The sequence below is a fragment of the Streptomyces sp. NPDC092369 genome (genome assembly GCF_044755245.1).
Taxonomy (GTDB): domain Bacteria; phylum Actinomycetota; class Actinomycetes; order Streptomycetales; family Streptomycetaceae; genus Streptomyces.
In genome coordinates this window covers 450,507-470,437 of sequence record NZ_JBIVQP010000004.1, presented here as the reverse complement: position 1 = coordinate 470,437, position 19,931 = coordinate 450,507, and the positions used below count along the sequence as shown (strand labels likewise).

Sequence of the window (19,931 nt, the reverse complement as noted above, 5' to 3'; positions counted from 1 at the left end):
CGCCCCGGCGCACGCATGAAGGCGCGTGCCGCACATCACGTCTTCGGCCATGATCAGCGGGCCAGTCGGCCGAGCAGTGAGGAGGCGGCGGCGATGCCCAGCGCGGCGGCCACGGCGAGCACGCCGAAGTCGAGGGCGAGATGGGCCGGTGTGCCGAGCAGCAGCCCGCGCAGGGCGTCGACTTCGTAGCTCAACGGGTTGATCTTGCTGACCACTTGGAGCCAGCCGGGCATCACCGATACGGGGTAGAGGGCGTTGGAGCCGAAGAACAGCGGCATGGTGATGGCCTGCCCGAAGCCCATCAGGCGGTCGCGACTGAGCACGATGCCAGCGATGGTCATCGACAGGCAGGAGAAGAAGGCGGATCCGAGGATCACGACGGCCCCGACGCCGAGCAGTTTGAGCGGGTTCCAGGTGAGCGACACCCCGAGGATCGCGGCGATGACGATGACGACGACGGCCTGGATCAGCGATTTCACGCCGGCCGCGAAGGCCTTGCCGGTGATCAGTGCCGAGCGCGGAGTCGGGGTCACGAGCAGCTTGTTGAGGATGCCCGCGTCCCGCTCCCAGATGATCTGGATGCCGTAGAAGATGGCGATGAACATCGCGGACTGGGCGATGATGCCCGGTGCCAGGTAGTCGATGTAGGGGATGCCGGGGGTGGGGATCGCCTTGATGCGGGTGAAGGTCTGACCGAAGATCAGCAGCCACAGGGCGGGCTGGACCGCGCGGGTGTAGAGCTCGGTGCGGTCGTGGCTGAGCTTCTGCAGTTCCACGGCGCACATCGCCACGACCCGGGCGGGCAGCAGCCGCCAGCCGGCGCGCGGCGCGGGCGGGGTCAGCAGCAGGTTGATGCCCTTGGGGTCGAGGCGGTCAGCCGACACGGTTGGCGGTGCGGCGGGTGCTTCGGACATCGCGGAAACCTCCTGACTGGTCGTCGAGTCCGCTGCCCGCGACCTCGCGGAAGACGTCCTCCAGGGTGGGCAGTGGGGCGTCGGCGGGCGCGCCCTCGGCATGTCGGCGCTCGCCCAGTCCCTCCCTGAGCTGGATGGGCGTGCCGAGGGCCCGGATCCGGCCGCGGTGCATGAGGCCGACCCGGTCGCAGTACTGGTCGGCCTCGTCCATGTAGTGGGTGGTCACCAGCACGGTCATGCCGGTGGCGGCGCGTACGGCGTTGATGTGCTCCCACACTCCGGTGCGGGCGATCGGGTCGAGGCCGATGGTGGGCTCGTCGAGGATCAGCAGCCGGGGCGCGCTGACCAGGGCCTGGGCGAGTTCGAGCCGGCGCACCATGCCGCCGGAGTAGGTACTGGCGAGCCGGCCCGCGGCCTCGGTGAGGTCGACGGCGGTCAGGGCCTGTTCGACGCGCGCGGCGCGTTCCCGGCGGGGCACGTCGAAGACGCGGGCGAACAGGGCGACGTTCTCGCGGCCGGTGAGTCCGGCGTCGGCGGACAGCTGCTGCGGTACGTATCCCAGCAGCCGGCGTACGGCCATGCGGTCCCCGGCCGCGTCGTTGCCGAACACGTGGACCATGCCGGCGGGGACCGGGAGCAGGGTGGTGATGCATCTGATCGCTGTGGTCTTCCCGGCGCCGTTGGGGCCGAGCAGTCCGAAGACCTCGCCCTCCCCCACCGACAGGTCGAGCCCGGCCACGGCCTTGGTCTCGCCGAAGGTGTAGGTCAGTGCGGTGCAGGTCACGGCGTCGTGCCGCGTGTCGGCAGCGTCAGGTGTCATGACTCCTCGGCCTCCTCGTGCAGGTTGTCGGCCAGTGCGCGCAGGGCGGGAATCGCCGCCTGCAGGGCCTCCCGGTGCGCCTCGCCGAGGCCGGCCAGCCCGCCGCGTACGAGTTCGGCGCGCCGTTTGCGCCACTCGTCGAGCCGGGCATGGGCGGCCGGGGTCGGCAGCAGGCGGGCGGCTCGCCGGTCGGCGGGGTCGGTCTCGCGGACCAGATAGCCCTGCCGGGACAGCTGGTTGACCAGCGTCGACACCGAGTTGCTCGCAAGGTGCAGGTCCTTGGCCGCGTCGGAGATGCCGATGCCGGGCCGGTTCACGACCAGGCGCAGCAGCTCCACTTCGGCGCCGCGCAACTGCGGTGCGATCTGTGAGCGCAGACGTCGACGCAGGAGCCGCTGGACACCGATGAGGGCGTCCATCAACTCGTCCGGGAAGGATTCCGGTTCCGTTTCTGGTTCCACGTCCGAAGATTACCTCTGTAGCAGAGGTAATGAACCCATGGGACGGTCAAGTACCCAGAACACCGGCGCAATGTCCTAATTGTTTCGAACGCCCGGAATACGGGAATCCGTATTCCAGTGCTTCGGACAGGAGGCACGTCCGTGGGAGCCCCGACAGGGCTCCGGGTGTCCTCCTGGTGCTCCGAGTGCGCGCCTCCCACGGTGTCCGTCCATCCGGCACACCGGCTGAGGGAGTGCGCGCCATGCGTGTCACCACCAGCAGAACGAAATCCCACCCGCACGACGACGCCCCGGACACCGCCGCTGCCTTCGCACGGCTCACCCGGCTGCCCGAGGGGCCCGACCGCAGCGCACTGCGGGACGAGCTGGTCCGGGCCTGGCTGCCCATGGCCGAGCGGATCGCCGTCCGCTTCAGGGGCCGCGGCGAGTCCCTGGAGGACCTCTACCAGGTAGCCGCGCTGGGCCTGGTCAAGGCCGTCGACCACTACGACCCGGCCCGCGGCCACGTCTTCGAGGCGTACGCGGTGCCGACGATCACCGGCGAGGTCAAGCGCCACTTCCGCGACCACACCTGGACGCTGCACGTGCCGCGCCGGGTCCAGGACCTGCGCAATCGGGTGCGCAAGGCCGCGAAGGAGCTGACGCAGACCATCCCGGGCCGGTCCCCGTCCGTCGCCGAGATCGCCGAGCGGGCACAACTGACCGAGGCCGAGGTGCGCACCGGGCTTGAGGCCATCGACTGCTACTCCGCGCTGTCGCTGGACGCGGAGCGACCCGGCGGCGACAGCTTCACCCTGGGCGACGCGATCGGCGGACCCGACCCCGCCTACGACATCGTCGTGGACCGCGTGGCCGTGGGGCCGTGTCTGCGGGCGCTGCCCGAGCGCGAGCGGACCATCCTCTATCTGCGCTTCTTCCGGGGCATGACGCAAAAGCGCATCGCCCAGCAACTGGGCATCTCCCAGATGCACGTCTCGCGCCTGCTGACCGGCTGCTGCGAGCAGGTGCGCGAGGAGGTGCTCGCCCAGGCCGGCTGAACCGGACCTTCGCCCCGGCACCTCACCGCTCGGTCGGGGCGCCGGGGATCTGGGCCGGCCCGTACCGGTCCAGGGCGTCCTCCAGCTCGGCGCGGATCTCCTGGGGCATGGCTCCGCTGCGGCCCCAGACGAGGATCAGCTCGGCCACGTTGCGCAACTTGATGTTGGTGTGCTGGGAGACCTCCTTGAGGACCTCCCAGCCCTCGTCCGGTGCGATCCGGCCGAGGGCGACGATCATCCCGATCGCCTGGTCGACGACGGCGTGCGAGGAGACGGCCTCCTTGAGCTGCTGGACCTCCTCCTGCAGCGCGACGACGCGCTCCGGATCCCCGTCCGTGGACATCGTCGCCTCCACCTGGTCGCCTCGGGCACTGTTCCGCTCCCCCATCGTCGTCACTCCCCCGGCGGCGTGCCACCCGGCGGGCGCACGGCTCGACGCCCTCGGCCGGGGTACTCGGCAGGCGCCCGGACCTGTTTGGGCCGGACACTGTTAGCGGACCGGTGACCGCCGGTCGACAAGATCAGGACGCGAGTGCCATGAACCACGACACGACCTGCCCCGACGCCGAAGCGAGGACCACCTCCACCGGTTCCGTGTTCGGCGCCCCCTGCTGGGTGAGCCTGACCAGCTTCGATCTGGACGCCACCGAGAGGTTCTACGGAGCCGTCCTGGGCTGGCGATGGCGGACCGCGAGCCTCGGCGACCGCTTCCGGATCGCGCTGGCGGACGGCACGCCCGTCGCCGGGGTCGCCGCCGTCGCGACCATGTGGCAGATGGCGGTGGCGTGGACGCCGTACTTCGCCGCGCGGGACGCGGACGAGGCGGTGGCGAGAGTGAAGGAGCGCGGCGGGACGGCCGCGGTCGGACCGATCTCCTTCACGACCGGCCGGGCGGCGCTGCTGGCCGACCGGGACGGCGCGACCTTCGGCGTCTGGGAGGGCCAGCTCGTCGCGCACTGGGAGAGGTGGCGCCGGGCGGCCCCGACCTTCATCCGGCTGCACACGCGCGATGCCTTCGCCGCGGCCATCTTCTACGGCGAGGTCTTCGACTGGGCGTCCGGGCGGCCCGGCGGCGTCGAGGTCGAGTACGAGGGCGGCGAGGTCGTACTGCGCAGCGAGGACACGATCGTGGCGCGCATCGACTCCGGTGCCCTGGGGTCCGCTCCCGATCCGACGATCCGGCCCCACTGGCGGGTCCACTTCGTGGTCGCGGATGTCGGGGCGTGCGTCCGGGCCGCCGAGCTCCACGGCGGCAGCGTCCTGTCCAAGGGGAGCGACGAGGCCCTGCTGCGCGACCCCGACGGCGCGCTGTTCACGGTGACCTCGCGCCGCGAGCGCTGACCGTCAGCCGGCCGTGCGGGAGGGCCGGGTCAGCAGCACCAGGCTGCGCGCCTCGACGGTCATCTCCGCTCCCGCCTTGTGCTCCGCCTCGTCGGGCTCGCCCTGAGCCTCGGCGGTGTCGACGAGGGTCGTCCAGCGTTCGCCGTAGCTCACATCGGGCAGCAGGAACTCGACCGGCTCCCAATGGCTGTTGAGCAGCAGCAGGAACGAGTCGTCGACGACCGGCCGCCCGGTCGGGTCCGGTTCGGCGATGGCGTCGCCGTTGAGGAAGACGCCGACGGAGTGCGCGTCGGGCCGCTGCCAGTCCTCCTCGGTCATCTCGCGCCCGTCCGGCGCCAGCCACACCAGGTCGGGCAGTGGCTGATCGGGGTGCGTGGCGGTCTCGCCGCGGAAGAACCGGCGCCGGCGCAGTACCGGGTGGGCGGCGCGCAGGCCGATGACGTACCGCGTGAAGTCGGCGAGGTCGCGCTGCTCGTCGGTCAACCGCCAGTCGAGCCAGGAGACTTCGTTGTCCTGGCAGTAGGCGTTGTTGTTGCCGCGCTGGGTGCGGCCCAGTTCGTCGCCGTGGCAGAGCATGGGGATGCCCTGTGAGAGGAGCAGGGTGGCCAGCAGGTTGCGCTGCTGGCGGGCGCGCAGGTCGAGGACGCCCGGGTCGTCGGTCTCGCCCTCGACGCCGCAGTTCCAGGACCGGTTGTCGCTCTCACCGTCCTGATTGCCCTCGCCGTTGGCCTCGTTGTGCTTGTCGTTGTACGAGACGAGGTCGCGCAGGGTGAAACCGTCGTGCGCGGTGACGAAGTTGACGCTGGCACGCGGGCGGCGCCGGCTGTGCTGGTACAGATCGGAGGAGCCGGTGAGCCGGGAGGCGAACTCGCCGAGCGTGTGCGGTTCGGCGCGCCAGAAGTCCCGCACCGAGTCCCGGTACTTGCCGTTCCACTCCGACCACAGCTGCGGGAAGTTGCCCACCTGGTAGCCGCCCTCGCCCACGTCCCAGGGCTCGGCGATCAGCTTGACGCGGCTGATGACCGGGTCCTGCTGGATGAGGTCGAAGAACGCGGAGAGCCGGTCCACCTCGTGGAACTGCCGGGCCAGCGTGGCCGCGAGGTCGAAACGGAAGCCGTCGACGTGCATCTCGGTGACCCAGTACCGCAGCGAGTCCATGATCAGCTGGAGCACGTAAGGGTGCCGCATCAGCAGGCTGTTGCCGGTCCCGGTGGTGTCGTAGTAGTGGCCCCAATCGCCGTCCACCAGGCGGTAGTACGAGGCGTTGTCGATGCCGCGGAAGGAGAGCGTGGGGCCCTTCTCGTTGCCCTCGGCGGTGTGGTTGTAGACGACGTCGAGGATCACTTCGAGCCCGGCCGCGTGCAATGCCTTCACCATCGACTTGAACTCGGTGACCTGACCGCCCCGACCGCCCTGGGCGGCATAGGAGTTGTGCGGGGCGAAGAAGCCGATGGTGTTGTAGCCCCAGTAGTTGGACAGACCGCGGTCCTTGAGGACGCCGTCCTGCACGTACTGGTGGACCGGCATCAGCTCCACGGCGGTCACGCCGAGCGAGGTGAGGTGCTCGACGACCGCGGGGTGCGCCAGACCGGCGTAGGTGCCGCGCAGTTCGGCGGGGACCTCCGGGTGGGTGCGGGTGAGGCCGCGGACGTGGGCCTCGTAGATCACCGTCTCGGCGTAGGGACGGCTCGGCGGCCGGTCGTCGCCCCAGTCGAAGGCCGGATCGGTGACCACGCCGAGCATGGTGTGCCCGGCGCTGTCGGCCTGGGAGGGGCCGTCCGCCGTGCGTTCGAAGAGCGAGGCGTGGCTGTCCATCTGGCCGTCCACCGCTCGCGTGTACGGGTCCAGGAGGAGCTTCGCCGGATTGCAGCGGTGACCCGACTCCGGATGCCAGGGGCCGTGCACCCGGTAGCCGTAGCGCTGGCCCGGGCCGACACCGGGCAGATAGCAGTGCCAGACGAAGCCGTCGGCCTCGGTGACCGGAACCCGCCGCTCGATGCCGTCGTCGTCCACGAGGACCAGCTCGACACGCTCGGCGACCTCGCTGAACAGCGCGAAGTTGGTGCCCTTCCCGTCGAACTCGGCGCCCAACGGACAGGGGCGCCCGCTCCAGACGGGCACCCCTGTCGTGCGACGGTTTCTCCGGGTCACCGGGCGGCTTCCAGAGGGCCGTTCGCCGGCGGGGCCAGGGCCTCGGCGGGCACCTCGCGCGGCACTTGCCGCACCGCGCGCAGGCTCGGCGACGGAGCCGTCGGCACCAGGGGGACGCGCCCGCCGGCGCGGGCCCGCTGCGAGAACCAGATGACTCTGCTGCCGGTGTCCGTGGCGCAGCAGCCCCACCCGTCGCTCATCGCGGCGATGCGGCGCAGACAGGACCGCAGTTCCTGGTCCGGGCGCGGCTCCTGGTCCTGGTCGCCGATGGCCGTGATCAGATGCTGGCCGTTCCACCACATCTCGATCGAGGTGTTCTTGTCGCTCGCGTGCTCGTCAATGGCCTTCAGCAGCAGCTCGGCACCACGGCAGACGGGCTCCACCAACGTCTCCAGATCCCAGAGCCGCAGATGCGCGGCCAGAATGCGCCGAACCTGTCCGACCCGCTCCGGGCCGACTTCCACATCGAGGTGGTAGTAGCAGGGGACTGCTGTCTTCATCGTCGTTCGCTCCTCACCGGCGAAGCTCCGGCAACGCACCGCCCCTGCGGGACGGGCCCCGAACACGAAGCGTGAGCACTGGTCGCTCCTGAGTCACCTCAAGAGTGGGAGAGCTACGCCATTCGTGCAACACGAGCGAACTCCTGAGCGCGCACATGGCCACATACGAGCCACTTCTCCGTTAGTTGAAGATCCAACAAGACGCAGAGTCGCCGTCCGTGCACCATGTGTGAAGACATCGATGCCCGCTACGGGCCCGCGCGTGTCCGCGTGCGGCCGCCGCCCGAAGGTCGGGAACGCGCGATCGAGCCCGGAAGGTGAACGGCGCCATGCTGCTACCTGCCAAAGCGGAAGTCGCCCGCCAACTGAGGCGGTACCGGATCTGGGAGCGCGCGATGCTCGCGTCGCCCGCCGACCACACCGTACGGGCCACTTTCGAGGACGCGGGCTACACCTTGTGCGTCCTGCTGGGCAAACGCTGTGCCCGCGAGGCGGCGGAGGCCGCCGAGCGCTATCTGCGCACGACACTGGTGGCCTATCTGCGGGACCAGGATCTGCGCGTGAGCATGACCGCCCGACACGGCCCGCCCGCGGCGGACCTGCCGTCCCCCGCGGGGCGGTAACCGCCCACCGGCGCAACTTTCCCTCATCCCCGCCGGGCCTCGGGCCCGGCCCGAGCACGGCGGAGGTGACACCCCATGAGCCCGATCCCGGCCATCGGCCGCATCCCGGTACGCGACGTCCGACCGATCGTCGACTACGGCAGACGCCCGGCGAAGGCGGTGGCCGGCGAGTCGTTCCAGGTCTCGGCGACCGTGTTCCGCGAGGGCCACGACGCCGTGGCCGCCAATGTCGTGCTCACCGATCCCGAGGGCCGCCCGGGCCCGTGGACGCCGATGCGTGAACTGGCCCCGGGCTCGGACCGCTGGGCCGCCGAGGTGAGACCTGCGGCCGCCGGCCGCTGGACCTATCAGGTCGAGGCGTGGAGCGACCCGGTCGCGACCTGGCGACACCGTGCCCGCATCAAGATCCCGGCGGGCATCGACACCGGCCTGGTCCTGGAGGAAGGCGCCACCCTCTTCGAGCGGGCGGCCACCGGAATGCCCGAGGCAGCGGCGCGGACGACGCTGCTGGCGGCGGCGAAGACCCTGCTCGACGACTCACTCCCGGTCGCGGCGCGTCTGGCGGCGGGTCTGACGCCGGAGGTGGACGCGGTCCTGGCCGGGCATCCGCTGCGGGAGTTCGTGACCGCCTCCGACCCGCTGCCGTTGCTGGTGGAGCGGGAGCGGGCCCTGTACGGCGCCTGGTACGAGTTCTTCCCGCGCTCCGAGGGCGGCACGCCCGAGCAGCCGCACGGCACCTTCCGCACCGCCGCCCGCCGCCTGCCGGCGATCGCGGCGATGGGTTTCGACGTGCTGTACCTGCCGCCGATCCATCCGATCGGGACGACGTTCCGCAAGGGCCGCAACAACACGCTGTCCGCCGGTCCGGAGGATGTGGGGGTGCCGTGGGCGATCGGTTCGCCGGAGGGCGGGCACGACGCGGTGCACCCGCAGCTGGGCACGGTCGAGGACTTCGCCTGGTTCGTGGGCGAGGCCGATCGCCTGGGCCTGGAGATCGCCCTGGACTTCGCCCTGCAGTGCTCGCCCGACCATCCGTGGGTGCAGAAGCATCCGGAGTGGTTCCATCACCGTCCGGACGGGACGATCGCGTACGCGGAGAATCCGCCCAAGAAGTACCAGGACATCTATCCGATCGCCTTCGACGCGGACTTCGAGGGTCTGGTCGCGGAGACCCTGCGGGTGCTGCGGTTGTGGATGGGGTATGGGGTGCGGATCTTCCGGGTGGACAATCCGCACACCAAGCCGGTGATGTTCTGGGAGCGGGTGATCGGTGAGATCAACGCCTCGGATCCGGATGTGATCTTCCTGGCGGAGGCGTTCACCCGGCCGGCGATGATGCGGACACTGGCGCAGATCGGTTTCCAGCAGTCGTACACGTATTTCACCTGGCGCAACACCAAGCAGGAACTGACGGAGTATCTGACCGAGCTGTCGACGGAGACGGCGGCTTACATGCGGCCGAATTTCTTCGTCAACACCCCGGACATCCTGCACGAGTTCCTGCAGGAGGGCGGGCGTCCCGCGTTCGAGTTGCGGGCGGTCCTGGCCGCGACGCTCTCCCCTGCGTGGGGTGTGTACAGCGGGTACGAGCTGTGCGAGCGGGTGCCGTTGCGGGCCGGCAGTGAGGAGTACCTCGACTCGGAGAAGTACCAGCTCAAACCCCGCGACTGGCACACCGCGGAAAACCAGGGCCGCAGCATCGCCCCTCTGATCACGCAGCTCAACACGATCAGGCGGCGTCACGGAGCCCTGCGGCAGATCAGGAATCTTCGCTTCCATCCCACGGACAACGACGCGATCATCGCGTACAGCAAGACCACCGACGGGGACACGGTTGTGGTGATCGTCAACCTGGACCCCCACCACACCCAGGAGGCCACGGTCTCGTTGGACATGCCACAACTCGGCCTGGACTGGAACGCATTCATGTCCGTGCACGACGAACTGACGGGTGAGACCTATCACTGGGGCAGGACAAACTATGTGCGCCTCGAACCCGGAAGGGCCCCGGCGCACGTCCTCCACGTCCAGTCGTCGTCCACATGAGCCATCGATCGGAGGGTCAGAGCGTCATGACTGTCAACCAGCCTGTTCCGGATACCTTTGAGGACACGCCCGCCAAGGACCGGGACCCGGATTGGTTCAAGCGCGCGGTCTTCTACGAGGTCCTGGTGCGCTCCTTCCAGGACAGCAACGGCGACGGAGTCGGCGACCTCAAGGGACTCACCGCCAAACTGGACTACCTCCAGTGGCTGGGCATCGACTGCATCTGGCTGCCCCCCTTCTTCAAGTCCCCGCTGCGGGACGGCGGTTACGACGTCTCGGACTACACGGCCGTGCTGCCGGAGTTCGGTGACCTCGCCGACTTCGTCGAGTTCGTCGACGCCTCCCACCAGCGCGGGATGCGCGTCATCATCGACTTCGTCATGAACCACACCAGCGACCAGCACCCGTGGTTCCAGGAGTCGCGCGCCAACCCCGAAGGTCCCTACGGCGATTACTACATGTGGGCCGACGACGACAAGCAGTACGCCGACGCGCGGATCATCTTCGTCGACACCGAGGCGTCCAACTGGACCTTCGACCCGGTCCGCAAGCAGTACTTCTTCCACCGCTTCTTCTCCCACCAGCCGGACCTCAACTACGAGAACCCGGCCGTGCAGGAAGAGATCCTGGCAGCCCTCCGTTTCTGGCTGGACCTCGGTATCGACGGCTTCCGCCTCGACGCCGTCCCGTATCTCTACGCCGCGGAGGGCACCAACTGCGAGAACCTGCCCGCCTCGCACGGATTCCTCAAGCGCGTCCGCCGCGAGATCGACCTGATGTACCCGGACACGGTCCTGCTGGCCGAGGCGAACCAGTGGCCCGAGGACGTCGTCGACTACTTCGGCGACTACGCCGCCGGCGGCGACGAGTGCCACATGGCCTTCCACTTCCCCGTCATGCCCCGCATCTTCATGGCGGTGCGCAGGGAGTCGCGCTACCCCGTCTCGGAGATCCTCGCGAAGACCCCTGCCATCCCCAAGAACTGCCAGTGGGGCATCTTCCTGCGCAACCACGACGAGCTGACCCTGGAGATGGTCACCGACGAGGAGCGCGACTACATGTGGGCGGAGTACGCGAAGGACCCGCGTATGCGCGCCAACATCGGCATCCGCCGCCGGCTCGCGCCCCTGCTCGACAACGACCGCAACCAGATCGAGCTGTTCACGGCTCTCCTGCTGTCCCTGCCCGGCTCGCCGATCCTCTACTACGGCGACGAGATCGGCATGGGCGACAACATCTGGCTCGGCGACCGCGACGCCGTCCGCACGCCGATGCAGTGGACACCCGACCGCAACGCGGGCTTCTCGTCCTGCGACCCCGGCCGGCTGTCGCTGCCGACGATCATGGATCCCGTCTACGGCTACCAGGTCACCAACGTCGAGGCGTCGATGTCGTCGCCCTCCTCGCTGCTGCACTGGACCCGACGCATGATCGAGATCCGCAAGCAGAACCCCGCCTTCGGCCTGGGGACGTTCACCGAGCTGCAGTCCTCCAACCCCGCCGTCCTGGCCTTCCTGCGCGAGTACGGGGACGACCTGGTCCTGTGCGTCAACAACTTCTCCCGGTTCGCCCAGCCCACCGAACTCGACCTGCGCATGTACGACGGACGCCACCCCGTCGAACTGATCGGCGGGGTGCGGTTCCCGGCGATCGGTGAGCTGCCGTACCTGCTGACGCTCGGCGGGCACGGCTTCTACTGGTTCCGGCTCTCCCGAGCGGCATCGCGCGTCAGCCGGCGCCCCTGAACCCCGCCCCCTGCGCCGAGGATCCCTGTGCCGAAGGAAGGACGCGTCACCATGCAGAAGACCGCAACTCCACGCCCGAGACGCACCGTCGTCACCGGGACCATGGCCTCGCTCGCCGGGCTGCTGCGGGAATGGCTGCCCAGGCAGCGCTGGTTCGCGGGCAAGGACAGGCCCGTCACGGACCTCGCCCTGCTGTCCATGACCGAGTTGTTCCCGGGGTGTCTGCATCTGCTGATCCATGCCGGCCACTCGGGCGTGCCGGCGCCCGCCGGTGGCACGGCGGGCGGTGACTGCTACCAACTCCTGCTCGGCGTACGGGAACATCTCTCGCCGCGCCTCGGCCGTGCCCTGATCGGCCGTGCCGAGGTGGGTCCGCTGGCCGGTCTGACGGTGTACGACGCCCTCCAGGACCCGCGCTCGGCGCAACTGCTCCTGGAGCGGCTGCGGCACCCCGGCGCGGCGGGCCCGCTGCGGTTCGAGGCCGACCCGTCGGTGCGGGTGCCGGCCGGACTGGTGCCGCGCGTGCTGGAGGCCGAGCAGTCCAACTCCTCGCTGGTGTACGGCGATTCCTTCATCCTGAAGGTGTTCCGGCGGATCCAGCCGGGAGTCAATCCCGACCTTGAGGTGCCCGGCGCGCTGGCCGCGCAGGGCTGCAAGCGGGTGCCGGCACCGGTGGCGTGGATCCGGACGACGCATCCGCGCGAGGCGACACTCGGGGTGCTCCAGCCGTTTCTGCGGGACGCGTCCGACGGCTGGACGCTCGCGCTCCAGGCCCTCGCCTCGGACGACGACTTCACCGCCCAGGCGCACGAGTTGGGGCAGGCCACGGCCGACGTTCATCTCGCGCTCGCGTCGGCGTTCCCGCCCGGCGAGCACGGGGAGGCCGAGCGGACGGCGGCCGCGATGACCGAGCGCCTGGACTCGGCCGCGCACAGCGTGCCGGCGCTGCGCCCCTATGTACCCGGGCTGCGGACCGCCTTCGGCGCGCTCGTCGCCTGCGATCCCGGGCCGCCGCCCCAACGCATCCACGGCGACCTGCACCTGGGCCAGGTGTTGCGGGCCGGCCGGGACTGGTTCGTCATCGACTTCGAGGGCGAGCCGTCCCGTCCGCTCGCCGAACGGCGCAGTGCCCACTCCCCCGTGCGGGACATCGCCGGCATGCTGCGCTCCTTCGACTACGCGGCCCGCCAGCGCCGCCCCTGGCGCCCGGAGTGGGCGCGGCGCTGCCGGGAGGCCTTCTGCGCGGGCTATGCGGCCCGGGCGGGCTGGGACCCGCGCAAGAAACACGGTCTCCTGCGCGCCTACGAGACCGACCGAGCCGTGTACGAAGTCCTGTACGAGGCCAGGCATCGCCCGGACTGGCTCCCCGTACCCATGGCGGCGATCGAGCGTCTCGCCGTAAGAGGAGGCTGAAGCCGTGGCCCTGCGTGACACGTCACTCCCCGAGCCGTCCGGCCCGCTCACGCCGACGCCCGCACCGCCACCGGTCTCCGGTGAGCGCGACCGCCTGCTCGCCGGCACCCACCACGACCCGCACGGCGTGCTCGGCGCGCACCCGGTGCCGGGCGGCGTCGCCTTCCGGGCGCTGCGTCCCTATGCCCGTGCCGTGAGTGTCGTCGTCGACGGGGTGCGCACGAGGCTGGCCTCGGAGGGCGACGGCCTCTTCTCCGGCGTACTGCCGCTCGACGCGATCCCCGCGTACACCCTGGTGGTGACATACGCGGAGGGCGAGCACGAGACGGAGGATCCGTACCGTTTCCTGCCCGCGCTGGGCGAGTTGGACCTGCATCTGATCGCCGAGGGCCGGCACGAGGAGCTGTGGAAGGCGCTCGGCGCCGAGCCGATGACCCATGCCGGGGTGACCGGCACCCGGTTCACGGTGTGGGCGCCGAACGCCCAAGGGGTGCGGGTCGCGGGGGACTTCACCTTCTGGGACGGGACCGCGCTGCCGATGCGGTCGCTCGGATCGTCCGGGGTGTGGGAGCTGTTCGTGCCCGGAATCGGCGAGGGTGCCCGCTACAAGTTCGAGATCACCTCCCGGCACGGCGGCCGGTTCCTCAAGGCCGACCCGATGGCACGGGCCGCAGAGGTGCCGCCCGCGACGGCATCCGTCGTCACGGCCTCGCACCACGAGTGGGGTGACGCGGACTGGATGGCACACCGTGCCGACGTCCCCGTGCACGAGGCGCCGTTCTCGGTCTACGAGGTCCATCTGCCGTCCTGGCGGCCCGGACTGACCTACCGTCAACTCGCCGAGCAGCTCCCCGCGTACGTCAAGGACCTCGGTTTCACGCACGTCGAGCTGATGCCCCTCGCCGAGCACCCCTACGGTCCCTCCTGGGGCTACCAGGTCACCGGCTTCTACGCGCCGACCTCACGCCTTGGCACCCCCGACGACCTGCGGCATCTGATCGACTCCCTGCACCGGGCCGGCATCGGCGTGATCATGGACTGGGTGCCGGCCCATTTCCCCAAGGACGACTGGGCGTTGGCGCGCTTCGACGGGGAGCCGCTGTACGAGCCGGGAGACTGGCGGCGGGCGGAGCATCCGGACTGGGGGACGTACGAGTTCGACTTCGGGCGCGTCGAGGTGCGCAACTTCCTGGTGGCGAACGCCGTGTACTGGTGCCAGGAGTTCCACATCGACGGGCTGCGGGTCGACGCGGTCGCCTCGATGCTCTACCTCGACTACTCGCGCGACTCGGGGCAGTGGGAGCCCAACGTGCACGGTGGCCGCGAGGACTTGGACGCGATGGCGTTCCTGCAGGAGATGAACGCGACCGTCTACCGGCGGGCGCCGGGCGTGGTCACCATCGCCGAGGAGTCGACCGCGTGGGGCGGGGTGACCCGGCCGACCGACACCGGCGGTCTGGGCTTCGGGCTGAAGTGGAACATGGGCTGGATGCACGACTCGCTCGACTACATCGCCCATGAGCCGGTGCACCGCAAGTTCCACCACAACGAGATGACGTTCTCGATGGTGTACGCCTACAGCGAGAACTACGTCCTGCCCATCTCCCACGACGAAGTCGTGCACGGCAAGGGCTCGTTGGTCTCCAAGATGCCCGGCGACTGGTGGCAGCAGCGCGCCAACCTCCGCGCCTACCTCGCCTTCATGTGGGCCCACCCCGGCAAGCAACTCCTCTTCATGGGCCAGGAGTTCGCCCAGGGAGCCGAGTGGTCCGAGGCCCACGGCCCCGACTGGTGGCTGCTGGACCCGGCGTACGGGGCGGTGGCCGATCATGCCGGGGTCAGGGATCTGGTCCGTGATCTCAACACCCGGTATCGCGACACGTCCGCTCTGTGGCAGCGCGACACCGATCCCGAGGGCTTCCGGTGGGTCGCGGGGGACGCGGCCGAGGACAACGTCTTCGCGTTCCTGCGCTACGACGCCGAGGGCGCTCCCCTCCTCGCCGTCTCCAACCTCTCCCCCGTGGTCCGCCACGACTACCGCCTCGCCGTCCCCGACGAGGCCCTCGGCTGGCAGGAGATCCTCAACACCGACCTGGCCCGGTACGGCGGCAGCGACGTCGGCAACCCCGATCCGGTGAAACCGGACGACGGATGCCTCCTGCTCACTCTGCCCCCGCTGGCCACGGTCTGGCTGACGCCCCTGCCCATGTGAAGCGCCCGCCCGGGTGTCCAAACGTCCTTTCGGGGAAGTCGGGTCGTACACCACAGAAGGGCGGGCACCCACGTGCGCACAGTCGGAGTGGAGGAGGAAATCCTCCTGGTCGACCCGGAAACGGGTGAACCGAAGGCCTTGGCAGCCGCGGTGCTTGCGCGCGCCGACCTCGACAGCGAGGTGTTCGAGCAAGAGCTGCACAGCCAGATGGTCGAGTTCGCCACGCAGCCCCGGGCGGACATGGCGGAACTCGGTGCGGAGATCGTCCGCTGCCGCAAGGACGCGGCGCAGCACGCCGGGGAGATCGGCTGCGCGGTCGCCGCGCTGGCCACCTCGCCGCTGACCGTGAGTCCTTCGGTCGCCGTCGGCCGCCGCTACCAGTGGATGGAAGAGCAGTACGGCATCGCCACCCAGGAGCAACTCGTGTGCGGCTGCCATGTGCATGTGTCCGTGGAGTCCGACGAGGAGGGCGTGGCGGTCCTGGACCGGATCCGTCCCTGGCTGTCGGTGCTGTCCGCGCTGAGCGCCAACTCACCGTTCTGGCAGGGCAAGGACACGAGCTACAGCAGCTATCGCAGCCGGGTGTGGCAGCGGTGGCCGTCCGCCGGTCCCACCGAGGTCTTCGGTTCGGCCGAGCGCTATCACCGGCGGGTCGCCGACATGGTCTCCACGGGCGTGATCCTGGACGCCGGGATGATCTACTTCGACGCCCGGCTGTCCGCGACCTACCCGACCGTCGAGGTCCGGGTCTCGGACGTGTGCCTGCACGCCGACACGGCCGTCCTCATCGCCACGCTCATCCGCGGTCTGGTGGAGACGGCGGCGCGCGAGTGGCGGGCGGGGGGCGAGCCGCTCGTACAGAGTGTGAGCCTGCTCCGGCTGGCCGTCTGGCAGGCCGCGCGGGCGGGTCTTGAGGGTGAGTTGCTGCACCCGGAGACCATGCGGCGGCTGCCCGCGCGGACCGTGCTGGAAGCCCTGCTGGACCATGTCTCCGACGCGCTCTCCGACACCGGCGACCTCGACCGCGCCCGGGCCGGCGTCGCGGAGTCGCTGGAGCGGGGAAACGGCGCCCGGGTGCAGCGCGAGGTCATGGCTCGGACCGGCAGTCTGCGGGAGGTGGTCGCCGAGTGCGTGCGCGTTACACAGGGACATTGAGGCCGGTTCCGGGCGTCTGAGATCACGAACGCGTCTACTTGGCCGTTCCCGGCGCCGATCGCTCCGACCTGGGCTAGATTCGAGCACCGCCGACACAGTTCATACTCGGCGCAGTTACAGCCCGTACACGTCAGGAGCAGCGCAATGCGCGACTTCGCCCTCGCTCCCTCCACCGTCTCGTCCCACAGCGGCGGGCTCGCCGACAGCATCTTCGACACGGCGGTCCACAACCCCACGCTGCCCCTGCTCGCACGTCGCTCCAGCCCCTCCTCGACCGTCTGGGAGGAGGTGACAGCCGTGGAAGTGCGGGACGAGGTGGTGGACTTGGCGAAGGGTCTCATCGCGTCCGGCATCTCGCCCGGCCACCGCGTGGCGATCATGGCGCGCACCCGGTACGAGTGGACGGTCCTCAGCTACGCGCTGTGGGCCGTCGGTGCCGAGGTCGTCCCGATCTACCCGACGTCCTCGCGCGACCAGGTGGAGTGGATCCTGCGGGACGCCGGCTGTGTGGCCGTGGTCGTCGAGGACGAGCAGGCGGTGATGACGGTCGGCTCGGTGTGCGGGTCGCTCGGACAGCTGCGCCACGTCTGGCAGTTGGACGCGGGGGCGCTGGAGGACCTGGTGCAGCGGGGCGAGTTCATCCCGATCGCCACGGTCGACTCGCTGCGCCGCATCGTGCTGCCTGACTCCACCGCGGTCGTCGCCTACACCTCGGGCACCAGCGGGCACCCCATGGGCTGCGCGCTCAGTCACCGCAATCTGGCGAGCCCGTGCGACACGCTGCTGGCCGGCTGGGGCCACACGGCGGCGGCGCCCGGCGAGCAGGGCTCCGTGCTGGCCTTCCTGCCGTTCTCCCACGTGTACGGCCTCATGATCCAGAGCATCTGCATCCGCGGCGGCCTGCTCATGGGCCACGAGCCCGAACTGAGCGGCGAGGCCCTGGTGTCGGCACTGCGCTCGTTCCGGCCGACGTACTTCTACGCCGTGCCGTCGGTCTTCGAGAAGATCTACAAGAACTTCCTGCGTACGTCCCAACAGGCGGGCCGCGGTGTCCTGTTCGAGCGGGCGGCGGATACGGCGCGTGATTTCGCCGCCGCTCTTGAGCGCCAGCGGCTCGGCGGCGGTTCGGGTCCCGGTCTCGACCTGCGGCTGCAGCACGCGTTGTACGAGCGGACGGTGTACCGCAGACTCCGGGCCGTGCTGGGCGGCAGAGTGGTGCGTGCGACGTCCGGCGGTTCGCCCTTGAACCGCGAACTCTCCCTGTTCTACGAGGGCATCGGCATCTATGTGCACGACGGGTACGGACTGACCGAGACCAGCGGTGCGGTGTCCATGCAGCCACTGGGCCGGGAGAAGTCCGGGACGGTGGGGCAGGCGCTGCCGGGCATGGACGTCATGCTGGCCGAGGACGGCGAGATCCTGGTGCGCGGTCCGTCGGTGTTCCAGGGCTACATCAACGACGAGGCCACGACGCGGGCCTCGCTGCGGGGCGGCTGGCTGGCCACCGGGGACCTCGGCTGGCTGGACAACGACGGCTATCTGACGATCACCGGCCGCAAGAAGGACATCATCATCACCAGCAGCGGCAAGAGTGTCGCTCCGGCGGCCCTCGAACAGCGGCTGAGGGTGCATCCGCTGGTCCATCAGGCGGTGGTCGTCGGCGACAACCGGCCGTGCGTCGGCGCCCTGATCACCCTGGACCCGGAGTTCCTGGCGTACTGGCGCGGTTCGCTGTCGTTGCAGAGCGACACGCCGAGCCGGGAGGCACGGGAGGAGAACGCGCTGCGGGAGGAGATCGGACGTGCTGTGGCCGCCGCCAACAGCAGCGTGTCGCGCTCGGAGTCGATCCGGGTCTTCCGGGTGCTGCCGGTGCAGTTCGACCACGCCAACGGGTTGCTGACGCCGTCGATGAAGCTGCGCAGGGACGCGATCGTGGAGCGGTACGCGTTCGAGATCGACGCCATGTACCAGGCACGCTCGCGTGCCCCGCGGCAGAACGTGCCGGACGAGCTCTCGGGCTGGGACGACGCGGACAACGTTTTCCGCTGACCACCGGTCGGGGAGGCGCTACTCCCCCGTGGTCAGGTGGACGACGTTGGACCGCTCGCCGAACGCGAAGGCGCGGATCCGGTAGGAAGCGTGCTTCTCCTCGGGCAGGGTGACCAGGCCGGTGGAGTTGATGTCGGGGTCGAGCACGGCGACGGGTGCGTAGGCCGTGCTGCCCTGTCTGCGGATCTCCAGCAGGAAGCCGTCCTCGTCGGCGGAGTTGTCGGTCCAGGTGAACAGGATGCCGTTGGCGTCCTTGACGACGGCACGCAGACCCGTCGGCGCCCCGGCGGGCAGGGCGCGCTGTGCGCCCTGGTGTCCGGGCCGGGTGCGGGCCGGCAGCCAGTCGTGGTCGGCGTTCTCCTCCTCGGCCGTCCAGCCGCCGGCGGGGAGGTCGACGTGGACCGGACGGGACGCGGGGCCACGGTAGGTGCGCAGTCGGTAGTAGAAGGTCGTGTCGGGCATCAGGTCGGGGTGGCGATAGGCCGTCACCCCTCGGTCCAGGTACTGGAGAACGGTGTAGGGGCCCTGCGCGGCGGTGGCGAACTCCAGCACATGGCCCGCGACCGCGGCCCGGTCGTCCCGCCACTTGAGGTCGACGTCGGTGGGGGTGGTCAGGGCCGCCCGCAGCGGCCGCTCCGCTTGCGCCGGTCGGTGCGCCGAGCAGGCCGACAGTGCCAGGAGCAGCACTGTCGGCACTGCGACGCGTGTGGGGACACGCATACGGCGTCGGCTACTTCCGCCAGAAGTGGACGTTGCTCCACACCACGGTGGCCGGTCCGTTGCCGCTGTCGGTGCGGTAGGCGCCGAACTTGTCGTAGAAACTGCCGCCGGGGCTGGCGTAGGTGTGCTTGAGCGAGCCGTTGATGTAGGTGCGGTGCTGGCTTCCGACCTGGTGGACGGTGTTGACGCGGACGGTCGCGCCGACGGTGCCGGCGTTGGAGAGCGTGGTGCCGCCGTGCACCGCGTAGAGCCGGCCGCCGCGTTCGACGGCGAGCATGAAGTAGGGGCCGGCGGCGGATTCGTTGAAGGTCTGCTTGAGGCTGATCCGGGTGCCGCTGAGGCTGGAGATGCGGAACGAGCCCTCGAACTGGCGCGTGCCTCCCGTGTACGTGTCGTAGCGGCGTTCAGCCCGCTGGTCACCGCTGGCCGTGGAGCAGGTGAGCTGGAACGTCAGCCCGCTGATCTGTCCACAGCCGCGTTCCTGCTCGGTGTAGCCGGGCGAGACCGACACCCAGCCGCCGGGCTCCACTTCGGCCAGGGCGTGTGGGGCGGCGAGCAGTGACGTGGCGCCCACGGTCGTGGTCACGACGAGTGCGCGCAGGCGTGTGAGCATCCTGCCTCCCGAGGAGTGTGGGGGGTGACCGCCATTCACGCATTGTTCATACACATGAACTTTGGTCCCTGATTTGAACAAGTGAGGGGGACGGTAGGACCAGACCAACAGACCGTCAAGAGATCGCGCGT

Annotated in this window: 17 protein-coding genes; 9 read left to right on the top strand and 8 right to left on the bottom strand. The window is 69.9% G+C overall.

Annotation, left to right across the window (positions count from 1 at the left end; genetic code table 11):
* Positions 1-53: 53 nt before the first annotated feature.
* The 3 genes from ACIQI8_RS25930 to ACIQI8_RS25920 are packed head-to-tail and all read right to left on the bottom strand — an operon-like array spanning position 54 to position 2,153.
* Positions 54-914, bottom strand: a complete 861-nt coding sequence (locus ACIQI8_RS25930) for an ABC transporter permease (RefSeq protein ID WP_402355000.1) — start codon at positions 912-914, stop codon at positions 54-56.
* Positions 874-1,734 (bottom strand): ABC transporter ATP-binding protein, encoded by an 861-nt coding sequence (locus ACIQI8_RS25925; protein WP_402354999.1) that lies wholly within the window; start codon positions 1,732-1,734, stop codon positions 874-876. Before ACIQI8_RS25925 ends, ACIQI8_RS25930 begins: the two co-directional genes overlap by 41 nt.
* Positions 1,731-2,153, bottom strand: a complete 423-nt coding sequence (locus ACIQI8_RS25920) for a MarR family winged helix-turn-helix transcriptional regulator (RefSeq protein ID WP_402356012.1) — start codon at positions 2,151-2,153, stop codon at positions 1,731-1,733. The genes ACIQI8_RS25925 and ACIQI8_RS25920 overlap by 4 nt, the downstream gene beginning before the upstream one ends.
* A gap of 284 nt (positions 2,154-2,437) precedes the next feature.
* Between ACIQI8_RS25920 and ACIQI8_RS25915 the strand changes: the two genes are divergently transcribed.
* Complete coding sequence (locus ACIQI8_RS25915; RefSeq protein ID WP_402354997.1) at positions 2,438-3,232, top strand: RNA polymerase sigma factor SigF; 795 nt, start codon at positions 2,438-2,440, stop codon at positions 3,230-3,232.
* A 22-nt stretch (positions 3,233-3,254) separates the two neighbouring features.
* On the opposite strand, the gene ACIQI8_RS25910 is transcribed toward ACIQI8_RS25915, so the two are convergent.
* Positions 3,255-3,575, bottom strand: coding sequence for an ANTAR domain-containing protein (locus tag ACIQI8_RS25910; RefSeq protein WP_402356009.1), 321 nt, complete (start codon positions 3,573-3,575; stop codon positions 3,255-3,257).
* Positions 3,576-3,769: 194 nt separating this feature from the next.
* Here ACIQI8_RS25910 and ACIQI8_RS25905 point away from each other — a divergent pair, with 194 nt between their 5' ends.
* Positions 3,770-4,573 carry a VOC family protein gene (locus ACIQI8_RS25905; protein WP_402354995.1) on the top strand — a complete coding sequence of 268 codons (804 nt, stop codon included), beginning with the start codon at positions 3,770-3,772 and terminating at the stop codon, positions 4,571-4,573.
* A 3-nt stretch (positions 4,574-4,576) separates the two neighbouring features.
* Here the strand turns inward: ACIQI8_RS25905 and glgX are convergent, their stop codons facing one another.
* Together glgX and ACIQI8_RS25895 are read right to left on the bottom strand one after the other, a co-directional pair.
* A complete protein-coding gene (glgX, locus tag ACIQI8_RS25900; protein WP_402354993.1) occupies positions 4,577-6,694 on the bottom strand; it encodes a glycogen debranching protein GlgX in 2,118 nt (705 codons plus the stop codon).
* A 26-nt stretch (positions 6,695-6,720) separates the two neighbouring features.
* Positions 6,721-7,224: a pep a2 gene (locus tag ACIQI8_RS25895; RefSeq protein WP_402354991.1), complete on the bottom strand. Its 504-nt coding sequence runs from the start codon at positions 7,222-7,224 to the stop codon at positions 6,721-6,723.
* Positions 7,225-7,553: 329 nt separating this feature from the next.
* On the opposite strand from ACIQI8_RS25895, the gene ACIQI8_RS25890 reads away from it, so the two are divergent.
* The 7 genes from ACIQI8_RS25890 (at position 7,554) to ACIQI8_RS25860 (ending at position 18,467) form a co-directional block, all read left to right on the top strand.
* The gene (locus ACIQI8_RS25890; RefSeq protein ID WP_402354989.1) at positions 7,554-7,847 is read left to right on the top strand and encodes a DUF5133 domain-containing protein; all 294 of its coding nucleotides are present in this window, start codon (positions 7,554-7,556) and stop codon (positions 7,845-7,847) included.
* A gap of 75 nt (positions 7,848-7,922) precedes the next feature.
* A complete protein-coding gene (locus ACIQI8_RS25885) occupies positions 7,923-9,893 on the top strand; it encodes an alpha-1,4-glucan--maltose-1-phosphate maltosyltransferase (protein WP_402354987.1) in 1,971 nt (656 codons plus the stop codon).
* A gap of 26 nt (positions 9,894-9,919) precedes the next feature.
* Positions 9,920-11,638: a maltose alpha-D-glucosyltransferase gene (gene treS / locus ACIQI8_RS25880; protein WP_402354985.1), complete on the top strand. Its 1,719-nt coding sequence runs from the start codon at positions 9,920-9,922 to the stop codon at positions 11,636-11,638.
* 51 nt (positions 11,639-11,689) lie between these two features.
* Positions 11,690-13,051: a maltokinase gene (locus ACIQI8_RS25875; RefSeq protein ID WP_402354984.1), complete on the top strand. Its 1,362-nt coding sequence runs from the start codon at positions 11,690-11,692 to the stop codon at positions 13,049-13,051.
* A 4-nt stretch (positions 13,052-13,055) separates the two neighbouring features.
* Positions 13,056-15,263: a 1,4-alpha-glucan branching enzyme gene (gene glgB, locus ACIQI8_RS25870; protein ID WP_402354982.1), complete on the top strand. Its 2,208-nt coding sequence runs from the start codon at positions 13,056-13,058 to the stop codon at positions 15,261-15,263.
* 72 nt (positions 15,264-15,335) lie between these two features.
* Positions 15,336-16,418, top strand: coding sequence for a glutamate--cysteine ligase (locus ACIQI8_RS25865; protein WP_402354980.1), 1,083 nt, complete (start codon positions 15,336-15,338; stop codon positions 16,416-16,418).
* Positions 16,419-16,562: 144 nt separating this feature from the next.
* Positions 16,563-18,467, top strand: a complete 1,905-nt coding sequence (locus ACIQI8_RS25860) for an AMP-dependent synthetase/ligase (RefSeq protein WP_402354978.1) — start codon at positions 16,563-16,565, stop codon at positions 18,465-18,467.
* An 18-nt stretch (positions 18,468-18,485) separates the two neighbouring features.
* Here ACIQI8_RS25860 and ACIQI8_RS25855 read toward each other — a convergent pair whose 3' ends face one another.
* Positions 18,486-19,187, bottom strand: a complete 702-nt coding sequence (locus ACIQI8_RS25855; RefSeq protein ID WP_402354976.1) for a fibronectin type III domain-containing protein — start codon at positions 19,185-19,187, stop codon at positions 18,486-18,488.
* Between the two features lie 10 nt (positions 19,188-19,197).
* Entirely contained in the window at positions 19,198-19,800 is a 603-nt protein-coding gene (locus tag ACIQI8_RS25850; protein WP_402354974.1) for a hypothetical protein, read from the bottom strand.
* Positions 19,801-19,931: the final 131 nt, after the last annotated feature.

What these genes read in the sequence shown, in the direction of transcription:
- ACIQI8_RS25930 (WP_402355000.1), bottom strand. Translation starts at nt 914, where the DNA reads ATGTCCGAAGCACCCGCCGCACCGCCAACCGTGTCGGCTGACCGCCTC.
- ACIQI8_RS25925 (WP_402354999.1), bottom strand. Translation starts at nt 1,734, where the DNA reads ATGACACCTGACGCTGCCGACACGCGGCACGACGCCGTGACCTGCACC.
- ACIQI8_RS25920 (WP_402356012.1), bottom strand. Translation starts at nt 2,153, where the DNA reads ATGGACGCCCTCATCGGTGTCCAGCGGCTCCTGCGTCGACGTCTGCGC.
- ACIQI8_RS25915 (WP_402354997.1), top strand. Translation starts at nt 2,438, where the DNA reads ATGCGTGTCACCACCAGCAGAACGAAATCCCACCCGCACGACGACGCC.
- ACIQI8_RS25910 (WP_402356009.1), bottom strand. Translation starts at nt 3,575, where the DNA reads ATGTCCACGGACGGGGATCCGGAGCGCGTCGTCGCGCTGCAGGAGGAG.
- ACIQI8_RS25905 (WP_402354995.1), top strand. Translation starts at nt 3,770, where the DNA reads ATGAACCACGACACGACCTGCCCCGACGCCGAAGCGAGGACCACCTCC.
- ACIQI8_RS25895 (WP_402354991.1), bottom strand. Translation starts at nt 7,224, where the DNA reads ATGAAGACAGCAGTCCCCTGCTACTACCACCTCGATGTGGAAGTCGGC.
- ACIQI8_RS25890 (WP_402354989.1), top strand. Translation starts at nt 7,554, where the DNA reads ATGCTGCTACCTGCCAAAGCGGAAGTCGCCCGCCAACTGAGGCGGTAC.
- ACIQI8_RS25885 (WP_402354987.1), top strand. Translation starts at nt 7,923, where the DNA reads ATGAGCCCGATCCCGGCCATCGGCCGCATCCCGGTACGCGACGTCCGA.
- treS (WP_402354985.1), top strand. Translation starts at nt 9,920, where the DNA reads ATGACTGTCAACCAGCCTGTTCCGGATACCTTTGAGGACACGCCCGCC.
- ACIQI8_RS25875 (WP_402354984.1), top strand. Translation starts at nt 11,690, where the DNA reads ATGCAGAAGACCGCAACTCCACGCCCGAGACGCACCGTCGTCACCGGG.
- ACIQI8_RS25860 (WP_402354978.1), top strand. Translation starts at nt 16,563, where the DNA reads ATGCGCGACTTCGCCCTCGCTCCCTCCACCGTCTCGTCCCACAGCGGC.
- ACIQI8_RS25855 (WP_402354976.1), bottom strand. Translation starts at nt 19,187, where the DNA reads ATGCGTGTCCCCACACGCGTCGCAGTGCCGACAGTGCTGCTCCTGGCA.
- ACIQI8_RS25850 (WP_402354974.1), bottom strand. Translation starts at nt 19,800, where the DNA reads ATGCTCACACGCCTGCGCGCACTCGTCGTGACCACGACCGTGGGCGCC.